The organism is Mesorhizobium sp. M0029 (assembly GCF_040323735.1).
Taxonomy (GTDB): Bacteria; Pseudomonadota; Alphaproteobacteria; order Rhizobiales; family Rhizobiaceae; genus Mesorhizobium.
In genome coordinates this window covers 1-10,944 of record NZ_JAMYVF010000032.1, presented here as the reverse complement: position 1 = coordinate 10,944, position 10,944 = coordinate 1, and the positions used below count along the sequence as shown (strand labels likewise).

General features: G+C 61.2%; 12 protein-coding genes. 7 read left to right on the top strand and 5 right to left on the bottom strand.

Translation table 11 applies throughout. The annotated features are described in order from the left end of the window. Nucleotides 1-68 precede the first annotated feature (68 nt). From nadC to NKJ76_RS30235, 4 genes are all read right to left on the bottom strand, one after another. Nucleotides 69-923, bottom strand: coding sequence for a carboxylating nicotinate-nucleotide diphosphorylase (nadC, locus tag NKJ76_RS30250; RefSeq protein WP_023697790.1), 855 nt, complete (start codon nt 921-923; stop codon nt 69-71). Further along, nucleotides 920-2,464 carry an L-aspartate oxidase gene (locus tag NKJ76_RS30245; protein ID WP_023697791.1) on the bottom strand — a complete coding sequence of 515 codons (1,545 nt, stop codon included), beginning with the start codon at nt 2,462-2,464 and terminating at the stop codon, nt 920-922. The genes nadC and NKJ76_RS30245 overlap by 4 nt, the downstream gene beginning before the upstream one ends. Then, nucleotides 2,461-3,435, bottom strand: a complete 975-nt coding sequence (nadA, locus tag NKJ76_RS30240; protein WP_023697792.1) for a quinolinate synthase NadA — start codon at nt 3,433-3,435, stop codon at nt 2,461-2,463. Before nadA ends, NKJ76_RS30245 begins: the two co-directional genes overlap by 4 nt. Before the next feature lie 67 nt (nt 3,436-3,502). Further along, nucleotides 3,503-4,471 carry an NUDIX hydrolase gene (locus tag NKJ76_RS30235; RefSeq protein ID WP_023673634.1) on the bottom strand — a complete coding sequence of 323 codons (969 nt, stop codon included), beginning with the start codon at nt 4,469-4,471 and terminating at the stop codon, nt 3,503-3,505. Between the two features lie 162 nt (nt 4,472-4,633). On the opposite strand from NKJ76_RS30235, the gene panB reads away from it, so the two are divergent. The 7 genes from panB (at nt 4,634) to NKJ76_RS30200 (ending at nt 9,909) form a co-directional block, all read left to right on the top strand. After that, on the top strand, nt 4,634-5,494 hold the full coding sequence (panB, locus tag NKJ76_RS30230; protein WP_023707031.1) for a 3-methyl-2-oxobutanoate hydroxymethyltransferase: 861 nt from the start codon (nt 4,634-4,636) through the stop codon (nt 5,492-5,494). Then, complete coding sequence (panC, locus tag NKJ76_RS30225; RefSeq protein WP_023685567.1) at nt 5,491-6,354, top strand: pantoate--beta-alanine ligase; 864 nt, start codon at nt 5,491-5,493, stop codon at nt 6,352-6,354. Before panB ends, panC begins: the two co-directional genes overlap by 4 nt. A gap of 93 nt (nt 6,355-6,447) precedes the next feature. Then, complete coding sequence (locus NKJ76_RS30220; RefSeq protein WP_023708081.1) at nt 6,448-7,173, top strand: LuxR family transcriptional regulator; 726 nt, start codon at nt 6,448-6,450, stop codon at nt 7,171-7,173. 92 nt (nt 7,174-7,265) lie between these two features. Beyond that, nucleotides 7,266-7,898, top strand: a complete 633-nt coding sequence (locus NKJ76_RS30215; protein ID WP_023707030.1) for an acyl-homoserine-lactone synthase — start codon at nt 7,266-7,268, stop codon at nt 7,896-7,898. Nucleotides 7,899-7,920: 22 nt separating this feature from the next. Continuing rightward, nucleotides 7,921-8,295: a transcriptional regulator domain-containing protein gene (locus tag NKJ76_RS30210; RefSeq protein ID WP_352498917.1), complete on the top strand. Its 375-nt coding sequence runs from the start codon at nt 7,921-7,923 to the stop codon at nt 8,293-8,295. 58 nt (nt 8,296-8,353) lie between these two features. Then, nucleotides 8,354-8,764, top strand: coding sequence for a DUF2285 domain-containing protein (locus tag NKJ76_RS30205; protein ID WP_023673629.1), 411 nt, complete (start codon nt 8,354-8,356; stop codon nt 8,762-8,764). Between the two features lie 170 nt (nt 8,765-8,934). Beyond that, entirely contained in the window at nt 8,935-9,909 is a 975-nt protein-coding gene (locus NKJ76_RS30200; RefSeq protein WP_023708080.1) for a hypothetical protein, read from the top strand. A gap of 538 nt (nt 9,910-10,447) precedes the next feature. On the opposite strand, the gene NKJ76_RS30195 is transcribed toward NKJ76_RS30200, so the two are convergent. Beyond that, nucleotides 10,448-10,944: Crp/Fnr family transcriptional regulator (locus NKJ76_RS30195; protein WP_352539071.1), on the bottom strand; the 497-nt coding region annotated here is incomplete at its 5' end.

Genomic DNA, 10,944 nt, shown 5'->3' with positions numbered 1-10,944 from the left:
CGGGTCTTTGCTATCTGACTAGTGATCGGAAAGGACAGTTGACCCAATCCTGTTCGTTACTCAGACAATCATGAGCCCCGATGGTCGAGGCCGATATCCAGGATCGGCGCGCTGTGGATGAGTCGGCCGACCGAAATCAGATCAACGCCGGTCGCGGCAAACGCTCGCGCTGTATGCGACGTGATCCCGCCAGAAGCCTCGGTGATAGCGCGGCCACCGACCATTGCGACGGCGCGGCGAAGATCGGGGAGGGACATGTTGTCGAGCAGAACCGCATCGGGAGCGAAGCCAAGTACCTCCTCCAACTGGGCCAGAGTATCGACCTCGACTTCGATCTTGACGAGATGACCGGCCGCTCTTCGTGCTCGCTCGAGCGCTGGCCGGACGCCGCCTGCGATGGCGATGTGGTTGTCCTTGATCAAAATTGCATCGTCCAGGCCGAAGCGGTGATTGGACCCGCCACCTGCGCGCACGGCATACTTTTCGACTGCCCGCAATCCGGGCGTCGTCTTGCGGGTGCAGACGATCTTCGCGCCATATCCACGAACCGCAGCGACCATCGATGCCGTTGCTGTGGCGATGCCGCTCAGATGGCACAAAAAATTGAGTGCCGTCCTTTCGGCTGTGAGAATGGCCCGGGCCGGGCCAACCACTGATGCAATGACCTCTCCATCCACGACATTGCAGCCGTCTGCCCGCTCCACGGAGATTTCGACACCGGGATCAATCAAGCCGAAAGCGAGCATCGCCAGATCGATGCCGGCGACAACTCCGGACTGTCGCGCCACCAACACGGTTCCCGCTTGGCATTCCTTCGGGACGATGGCGTCCGTGGTCAAGTCGCCGGCTCTGCCAAGGTCTTCAAGAAGAGATGCCCGTACAAGCGGCTCAAGCAGGACCGTGGGGAGCGGTGAGAGCATCATCCCTTTGCACCTTCGGAGCTTGGCGAGTGTCCGAGTTCCCGCGCAGCCGCCAAGGCGGCTTCGAGCGTGATTTCGGACCGTCGGGCGGCAGTCGCATGATGAGGAAAATCTGTCCGGTAATGAGCGCCGCGGCTTTCTTCGCGCAACAAGGCGGCAACAGCAATCATTAGCCCGACAGCCGCCGGATCCGAGGCCGCATCCTTGCTTTCGGCGAGCGGCAATAAGGCACGCGCGGCTGCTTTCAACGCTTGACCATCCCGGACGATGCCGAGTGCGCGCGACAGAAAAACGCGCACGGCTATCGGAGCGGGCGGTGGGTAAACGTTCGCAAACGCAGGCCTTGTTCTGCGCGCAGGCGTTCCGGCGACGCTTTCAGCGACCCAGCGGGCGCACACGATTGCCTCCGTCAAGGAATTGCTGGCGAGCCTGTTGGCGCCATGCAGTCCTGTCGAAGCGACTTCGCCGCAGGCCCACAGCCCCTTGACGGAGGTCCTGCCCGAGCTGTCCACGGCAACGCCACCCATGTGGTAGTGTTGGGCCGGACGAATGGGGATGAGATCGCGCGCGGGATTGATGCCCGCTCCAAGGCAGGCTGATGCGATTGTCGGGAAATGTCGAGCGAATGCCGGGCCTGGCCGTTGTCGGGCATCGAGAAAAACATGGTGGCCGTCCGCAAGATGGTTCCACACGGCGCGGGCCAAGACATCGCGAGGCGCAAGTTCCGCCCCGGGCACGCTCTGGAGAAAAGCCTGGCCGGTTTCATCGATCAGGGCAGCACCTTCGCCTCGCACAGCCTCGCTGACCAGCGCCATAGGGCGTTCTGGGCCGTCAAGCGCGGTCGGGTGGAACTGAATGAATTCGAGGTCGGCTAGGACAGCTCCAGCGCGGGCCGCAAGCGCAAGGCCTTGTCCGCAACTGCCCCAAGGGTTCGTGGTGTCGAGAAACAGTCCCCCGATGCCACCGGTGGCGAGGACGACCCGCCGTGAGCCGAAGAAGAAAGGTGCGATCGAACAGCTCGCCCAGACGCCTCGGATCGCATTCTCTCGCACGGCGAGCCGGCGCGCTTCCACGCCCTCCACGACAACTATCGACGGAGTGGAACGCACAGCCGCGATCAGCGCACGCATGATCTCACGCCCGGTGCCGTCCCCATGCGCATGAACGATGCGACGTCGGCTGTGTGCGGCCTCCAATCCGAGGCACAGTGATCCTTCCGGCGTGCGGTCAAAGCGAACCCCAAAGCCCGCAAGCCCCTCTATGGCCTTAGGCGCGGCTTGGAGGATGCGGCTCGCCACGTCTCTGTCGCAGAGACCATCCCCGGCGGCAACCGTATCGGCCAGGTGCATTGCCGGATCGTCGTCTTCGCCGAAACTTGCAGCCAGGCCCCCCTGGGCCCAGGTGCTCGAGTTGTCAGCTCCCAGCAGCGACCTTGACAGAAGAAGCACCGGCTCCGGCGACAGTTGAAGCGCGGTCATCAGTCCGGCGATGCCGCCGCCGATGATGATGGGCCGCCCGAAGAAGCTGCGGGGGTCGGCGCTCAAACTGCCAGCATCCGTTCGACCGCTAGCCGCGCGCGCCCGGCGATCCCGGGTTCGACGGTTACGACATGGTGGTTCTGCTCGAGCGCCGTGCGGATGTTGGCAAGCGTGATCCGCTTCATATGCGGGCACAAATTGCAGGGCCGGATGAACTCGACCTCTGGGTGGGCTAACGCGACGTTGTCGCTCATTGAGCATTCCGTCATCAGCACGACACGTGGCGGCCTTTGCCTTTCGACATAGTCGGACATGGCAGCCGTCGAGCCGGAAAAATCGGCTTCAGCCACGACGTCGGGCGGGCATTCGGGATGGGCGAGCACGACCACGCCGGGATGGCTTTCGCGCAACTCGCGGATGTCGGCCGGTGAAAAGCGCTCATGCACCTCACAACGCCCTTTCCAGGCGATGATCTGCACATCTGTCTGGGCGGCGATATTCTGGGCCAGATATTCGTCCGGCAACATGATCACCCGGAGAACCCCAAGGGATTCGACGACCGCCTTGGCGTTGCCGGATGTACAGCAGATATCCGACTCGGCCTTCACTTCGGCGGACGTATTTACATAAGTGATGATCGGAACGCCGGGATAACGCTGGCGCATCAAGCGCACGTCTTCTGCCGTGATTGAGTCCGCCAACGAGCAACCGGCGCTGAGATCCGGAATGAGCACGGTCTTGCCCGGATTGAGGAGCTTGGCCGTTTCGGCCATGAAATGGACGCCGGCCAGCACGATGACTTGCGCCTCGACCGTCGCAGCCGTGCGGGCTAGTGCCAAGCTGTCGCCGACGATGTCGGCCACGCAGTGGAAGATCTCGGGCGTCTGATAATTGTGCGCCAGGATGATCGCGTTGCGCTCGCGCTTCAGCGCAAGGATCGCCTCGATATCCTCGGCGAAAGCCGGCCATTCAATCGGCGGGATCACTCGTCGGACGCGCTCGTAGAGCAACGCGGCCGTAGGCAGCATGGCGCCCATCGACCCCCTCCCGCTTATACTCTAACTGAAAATAACCAGCATATACTTGCTGTGAGTATAAGGGATGTCAACCCCGCGCCAGCGGCAATTTTGTCCCGGCGATGAGTCTATCGTCCAGAACGGCGTGGCGGAAACGGAAAAGCTTCGCTGGCCGGCCGCCGGTCTCAGTGGTGGCCTCTCCGGTCTCCTCGACCAGCTCCTGCTGTTCGATCAGTCGGCGAAAGTTCGGCTTGTGGATGAGCCTGCCGGCGAGCGCCTCCACGGTTCGCTGCAGCTGCAAAAGCGTGAAGACCGGCGGCATCAGCTCAAAGACGACTGGGCGGTATTTGATCTTGGAGCGCAGCCGCGCAATGCCGGTCGCCACGATGCGGCGATGATCGGCGACCATGGACTTGCTGGGCACCAGCGGCGGGGGTCCTGCGTCCCGCCCTCTTACGGCCTCTTGGACCAGGCCTGCTTCGTAGACTAACTCATAGCGTTGAAGCGTGAGTTCCTCGTTCCAAAGGCGGTCGTCGAAGCCAAAGGCTATCGTCGCCCGCTGCCAGCGTTCACGTCGCGTGGCCGAATCGCCAACCCCGTTTGCCCATTCGATCAGGCGCGGCCGCAGAACGTCCAGCACGACCGCAGGCGTGCCGGAGCGGTGGTCCTCCCATGGAAAATATTCATACCAACTCTGCCATCCGCACTTGGGCGAGCCCGCTGCCTGTTCCTTGCGCGTCAATGCGAGATAGCTGATGGAGATGACGCGCTGCTGGCGCTCGGCGCCGATGCGATCCCGATCCGCGAACGTGTAGAGTTGCTCAATGTACCCCAGCCGATGGCCGGTTTGCTGCTCGACCCACCCCCTCAAGCCGGATTGCAGCGATCGGTGCTCAAGCGCAAAGGGACCGGAGGGCAAGGTGTCCGCCTGGCCGATGGTGAGGACACAGGGTTGACTGCCGTTTACGGCGACCACAAAGGCGATCAAGTCCACTTTGACGTTGTCGGCCTTGCCGGCGGCTCTGTCTTTCCTGAGTCCTATTGCCTGATCGTCCATTATTTGGCCAACTCGGGGGCACCTTAATCGATTTAGTGTAAGCGTGCCAATTGGCACGTCAACACCCCGCAGCTGCATGGCCATTTTTTTGCTCTTCGCACCTGCACAAAAATGTGCCAAAGGCGACAGCCGCAGCTGGTAACGTAGGGGAAGGAGGGTCCCATGAGCGCTTATGGTGACACCAGGGCGATCACACCGCCGGATATTCGTTCGCGCAAAGGTGGGACGCCGCTCGTCTGCCTTACCGCCTACACCACCCCAGTCGCCCGGCTTGTCGATCCCCATTGTGATGTGGTGCTCGTCGGCGACAGCGTCGGCATGGTTCTCCACGGCCTGCCCTCGACGCTCGGCGTCACGCTGGAGATGATGATCACGCACGGCCAGGCGGTGCGCCGTGGCATCAAGCAGGCGCTGATGGTGGTCGACCTGCCGTTCGGTTCCTACGAGGAAAGCCCAGAGCAGGCTTTCCGCAATGCCGCGCGCGTCATGGCCGAGACCGGCTGCACGGCCGTCAAGCTCGAAGGCGGCGAAGCGATGGCAGAGACGATCGGCTTCCTCGCCGCACGCGGCGTGCCCGTCATGGCCCATGTCGGATTGACGCCGCAGGCCATCAACACCATCGGTGGCTACCGCGTACAGGGCAGGGGCGGGGATGCCGAGCGCATCAGGCGCGACGCAATTGCGGTGGGCGAAGCGGGCGCCTTTGCGGTCGTCCTGGAGAAGGTTCCTGAGGCGCTCGCCCGCCGGATCACCAAGGAGGTGGCGACCCCGACCATTGGCATCGGTGCCTCGGCAGCCTGTGACGGCCAGATTCTCGTCGTCGACGACATGCTGGGCCTCTTCGGCGACTTCCGGCCCAAGTTCGTCAAGCGCTATGCTGAACTCCGGGAGGCGGCTGCGGCTGCGATCGCTTCCTATGCGCGCGAGGTGAAGGAGCGCCAGTTTCCCGCCGCAGAGCATGTGTTTGCCGATGCGCCCAAGCCCGCCGACACGGACGCCACCAAGAGCGGAGAAGCAGCGTGAGCGTGCCGATCGTCAGGAGCGTTGACCAGCTTCGCGAAAGCGTCGCCGCATGGCGCTGCGAAGGTGTGAGGATAGCCCTGGTGCCAACGATGGGCGTCCTGCATGAGGGCCATCTCAGCCTGGTGCGCGCTGCACTCGAGAAGGCAGACCGTGTGATAGTGACGCTCTTCGTCAACCCGAAGCAATTCAACAGCCAGGCCGATCTTGCCGCGTATCCCCGCACCGAGGACGAGGATGCCGCCAAACTGGCATCGGTTGGCGCGCACCTGCTTTATGCGCCAGATGCAGAGGAGATGTATCCGGCGGGCTTCGCCACCACCGTTTCGGTTTGCGGTGTCAGCGAAGGCCTGTGCGGTACATTCCGGCCGGGGCATTTCGACGGCGTGGCGACCGTCGTCGCCAAGCTCTTCCTGCAGACCAGCGCTGACTTCGGCTTCTTTGGCGAAAAGGACTTTCAGCAAATTCACCTGGTCAGGCGCATGGCCCGGGATCTGGATATTCCAATCACCATTGTTGCCTGTCCGACAGTCCGTGAAGCCGACGGTCTTGCGCTATCATCGCGCAATGTGCGGCTCTCGCCAGCGGAACGCGCTGTTGCTCCCAAGCTATCATCGGTCCTGCTCAAGACGGCTGAGCGGCTTGAGCGCGGCTCACCCATCCTGCCAACGCTTGCAGAATCTCGCGCAGCAATTCTGGCTGCAGGCTATCGCGAGGTCGAATACCTGGAACTTCGCGATGAGGCAGATCTGCACCCGATAACGAGCCTCGATCGACCGGCACGGTTGCTTGCCGCCGCCTGGCTCGGCGGCACACGGCTCATAGACAACGTCAGACTATTTCGGATTGGTTCAACAGATTAGCCACGTTCTCGGCACGCGCCGTATTCGTCCGGGATCATCTAAAACAAGGTCTCTGCCTGGCATTGAGCGTTACGGAGGTTACGCACAGGACACATGCATCGCGTGTTTGAGAACTTCGTCGAGCAACTGTCTGCAAGTGTTGATGCTGCCGATCTCGGTGAGGCAATGGCCTCCGCTGCAGCCGGCTTCGACTTCCCGCTATTCGCCTATTTCACCTACCCGTCAGCCTCCGGCGACGCCCCCCAATTGATTTCAAACTATCCTTCATCCTGGACGTCACGTTATCTGCAACAGCGGTACCACAGTCTCGATCCGGTCATCCTGCGCGGGCTGCAAGGCTGGGATACATTCGATTGGGGTGTGGATCGCGCTCGGCACGGTCTGCCGAATTCGCAGCAACAAATTCTAGAGAGTGCGGCTGAGTTTGGCATCTGCGGCGGCCTGACGATGTCCATGCATGATCATCTCGGCCGGTTTGCTGCCCTGACCTTTGCTTCCGACGAGTCCCGTCCGCCTCTGTTGCGGTCACTGGCACGTTACGAAAAAGCATTGCAGCTGGTGGCCATCAACTTTCATATCCATGTCCGGCGAAGGCTCGCCGATCATCGCGTGGTGGATGGTGTAACGCTCACCCCGCGGGAGTTCGAGTGCCTGAAATGGGCGGCGCGCGGCAAGTCGGCTTGGGATACTAGCCAGCTTCTCGGCGTCTCAAAGCGCACCGTGACCTTTCATCTGGAAAACGCCAAGGCAAAGTTTGGCGTTCGAACGATCAACCAAGCCGTTGCACGAATGGCTGCCTCCGGCCTGACGAGATCCTGATTCTCAGCCACGATACCTGTAAACCTCTACAGGCTGCATCGCTGTCAGCTTTGCCCTTCGATGGCGGGAACACATCCCACATGGAGGCGACCATGATGCAACTGATAGCACCAGACTTTTACAGTGATTTTGCAGGCGAGCTCAAAGAGATGCACGGGCTCAGGTTTCGGGTGTTCAAGGAAAGGCTCGATTGGGAAGTTGATACCGAAGACCAGATGGAATCCGATCCGTTTGATGCTCTCAAGCCTGTCTATCTGCTCCTCAAAGGATCCGACTGGCGAATTCGCGGTTGCGTGCGTCTTTTGCCCAGCACCGGACCCACAATGTTGCGCGACACCTTCCCGGTGCTGCTGGGTGCTGACGTCGTGCCCTCGACCACCGACATATGGGAGAGCAGTCGTTTCGCGCTCGATCTTCCTCCGTCGGCGCCCAAGGCAGCGGGCGGGCTGGCTCAGGCGACCTACGAGCTCTTCGCGGGCATGATCGAGTTCGGCTTGGCCAAGGATCTGACCCGGATCGTAACGGTGACGGACACGCGCATGGAGCGGATCCTCCGCCTTGCTACGTGGCCATTGTCGCGCATCGGAGAACCCAAGTGCGTCGGCAAAACGGAGGCGGTGGCTGGGTTTCTCGAGATTTCCCACGCGAGCCTTTTGCGCATCCGCAGCAGGGGACGTCTGAGCGGACCGGTACTGTGGCAACCGGTTCTAGGCCCGTCAGCATAGCGCCATTGTGGACACCTGTGCCATGAAGGATGCTGGTTTGTCCAAGGAAGCGACGGTCGGCCTTGTATGCTGGCCGGACTGGCGTCGCCAGGACGCTTACCACTACGCCAGACGATTGCCACGCACTGGCTGGGCCTGGGAGTTTCTTCGGCGCAATCCACAATTCCAGCGCGACCACGCCAAAATGGCACCGTCCGCCTGCTTTGTCGGAACCCAGGCCGACATGAAGATAATCGAGTTGACGACAGAATCAGCTTTCCTAAGACAATGGAGCCTCCTTTTTCGCGGACGCGCCACAGTCGGACGCTACATCGGCGAGGGTCTTTTGGGATCCGCGCGATTGCGCCTGTATTCTACGAGCGGCCGCGGAGCCGCTGGGGCTCGACCACGATTTTGAACCGCTTCACCTTTCTTCGCTCTCATGCTGCAAGGACATCCTGCTGACAGCTGCGGGCATGCAGCACGTGCTGCTGAGGGAGAACTGCCGGAGTCTGCAGATCGCCGTTTCCGGTGCGTCCGTACTCCGCCCGTTGCGGCTATATGTCGACGCGATCCTTCAGCCGCAGCACCTCAAGTTCCATGTCGCTGCCCTTCAGTTCCTGAACGACATCAATGATTGCCGCCGCGTGTCAGCTGCTTGCTTTCCGCCGGAACACCGCGGAGCGCGTCTGCGTATTGTACTGCAGGCTTTGGATGGCTCGCTGGCGGGAGCATCTCATCAGGAGGTCGCCATTGCCTTGTTCGGGAGACGCCGTGTCGAAGAAGATTGGCGTCATCCAGGCGGCCATCTTCGCGATCAGGTACGTCGCGCCATCCAACGCGGCCGCTACCTGATGGGCGGCGGCTACAGACAGTTCCTGAGGTAATTGGAGTGGTTGCGATTGTCTTATACGAACGCGCAACCTCCATTTTCTCACTGCAATGGTGCGTTGCACAAAACGTGGCAAGCGCCTAGTTCTTCCGCGGCGAATCGGGTTTCGGCGAAACACCGGGACCCAACTTCGTCGATAAGTGCATTCATGACCTGAGGACCCCGATGACCGTTATGAACTCCGACAAAGCCGGCGCTGCAAGCCTTGAGACAATCGCGCGAAACGGCAGCATGCTGCGTCGCATAGCCGTACGCATTCCGACCTACCTGTCGGATATTCGCGAGAACCCGGCGTGGCTGCCCATGTTCATGTTGGCGCGCACCATGCCGGCACGGAGAATGCACTGGCGCGGTGCAAAGCCGGTCCGAAGGCCGCAAAGAGCCCAGGACACGATGTTTGCCGGTGTCAATTGCCACGACGTTGTCGACGCGCTGCGGATGGATGGGCTTTTTCCCGGCCTTGTCCTGCCTGCAATGGTGGCTGAAGATGTAGCCGCATTCGCCAGGTGCACACCTTGTTTCGGCAATTTCGATCGCCGACTCGAGTTCATGCCGGCGGAGCATGCGGAGGCTGAGGCGCGATTTGGCCGTCCGTTGCTCAGCGGCCATTATTTCGAGCGCATTCTGGGCTGTAAGTCGGCCGTTGCCATCCAAAACGATCCGCTGCTCATGGATATCGCGGCGCACTATCTCGGCGGCCAGGCGACGCTGATCACGACGCGCGTCTGGTGGAGCTTCCCGACCGGCCAGGCGTCGGACGCGGACAAGAACCTGGCTTCGCTCGGCAAATACCACTTCGACCTGGACGACTGGCGGATGCTGAAGTTCTTTTTCTATCTGGTGCCCGTCGACGAGGGGACCGGCCCGCATATCTATGTTCGCGGCAGCCATGATCGCCGCGCCCTCAAGCACCAATTTACGCTTGTCGTCGGCCATCCAGCGCAAGAGATTCTGGACGTCTACGGCAAGCAGAGTCCGGTCACGCTGACCGGCAAGGCCGGTTTCGGTTTCGTCGAGGATCCGTTCGGGTTCCATATGGGCACCGTGCCGTCGCACAGGCCACGGCTGATGATGGAAGTTGGCTTCGGCGTTTCTCCTCCATCGCGCCGCCGCTTCCATGGCGAGCCTGTGATCCGCTGATTTCGAAAAGTCCCGAAACAGCCTTCCCGTTGTGAGGGAAGATAAGGCTATGCCGCCAATCGATCTGTTCCGGGCCAAAAGCGGTTGTCTGCATATGCCCTGAACTTGGCTGGTGCAATGAGTCTCGCCATTGCTCCAGCCAGCGCATCAGTGCCTGTTTAATCGAGGTTAGATGGCAGTGCGCCCAAGAGATCCTCCTCGATATCGCCTGCCGCGCGAAGCCTCAGATGCTCTTCGAAAACCTCCTTTACGGACCGAGTCGTCTCGGGTCTCCTTTGAGTGGCCGGAAGGTGGTGCACAGCCGTATCGTGCTTCGGGATCCTGAACGAAGGCGAGGGGCGGTTTGTTCCTCGCGCGGCGCATGCAGCGGTGCCGGCATGACAGCTTCGTCGTGGATCCCGATGCTCGGCAACGTCGGCGGTGAAGGCTCTGTCTAGGCGGCTTACGTGACTCCAATGCAGGAGATCGACCATCTCCTGTTCGAGCACATTCGTTGGCGATCACCGTCGCGGCGCTACGGACGCCGCGGCGCCTGCGATCAATGCAGTTTGCCGACTAGCCGAGCGTATTCGGCTTCAGCCCTGCCATATGACCCATCTGCCAGCGCAATTAGACGCGCGCGATCAAGAATGACTACCTCTCCTCGCATTGAGCGTATCAGACCTTGGCCCTCCAAGGTTTGCAGCGCTATGGTGACGCCGGGCCGCCTGACACCGAGCATAACTGATAAGAACTCGTGCGTAATCGCAAAGCTGTTCCCGTCGACGCGATCATCACACATCACCAGCCATCTTGAGAGCCTGTCGACTATGTTCATCCGGGCATTGCTGAGCGCGGTGAAGCTTGCCTGGAGGTGAAAGTAGTGAACGTAGCGGAGCAGAAAACTTCGCAGGGTTGGGCTTGTCAAAAGCGCCTTGGTGAAGAGGCCCGCATCGATAACAAAGGCTCGGGCCTCTAATTGGACGTAACAATCGTGCGTTGACCGGTCATCGCCCATGATAAGCGCTGAGCCGGTCATACCCTCACAACCTATGA

Coding starts and splice junctions, on each gene's coding strand:
- NKJ76_RS30210 (WP_352498917.1), top strand. CDS start 7,921: ATGAAGGATGCTGGTTTGTCCAAGGAAGCGACGGTCGGCCTTGTATGC.
- NKJ76_RS30200 (WP_023708080.1), top strand. CDS start 8,935: ATGACCGTTATGAACTCCGACAAAGCCGGCGCTGCAAGCCTTGAGACA.
- panB (WP_023707031.1), top strand. CDS start 4,634: ATGAGCGCTTATGGTGACACCAGGGCGATCACACCGCCGGATATTCGT.
- NKJ76_RS30220 (WP_023708081.1), top strand. CDS start 6,448: ATGCATCGCGTGTTTGAGAACTTCGTCGAGCAACTGTCTGCAAGTGTT.
- NKJ76_RS30235 (WP_023673634.1), bottom strand. CDS start 4,471: ATGGACGATCAGGCAATAGGACTCAGGAAAGACAGAGCCGCCGGCAAG.
- nadA (WP_023697792.1), bottom strand. CDS start 3,435: ATGGGCGCCATGCTGCCTACGGCCGCGTTGCTCTACGAGCGCGTCCGA.
- nadC (WP_023697790.1), bottom strand. CDS start 923: ATGATGCTCTCACCGCTCCCCACGGTCCTGCTTGAGCCGCTTGTACGG.
- NKJ76_RS30205 (WP_023673629.1), top strand. CDS start 8,354: ATGCAGCACGTGCTGCTGAGGGAGAACTGCCGGAGTCTGCAGATCGCC.
- NKJ76_RS30215 (WP_023707030.1), top strand. CDS start 7,266: ATGATGCAACTGATAGCACCAGACTTTTACAGTGATTTTGCAGGCGAG.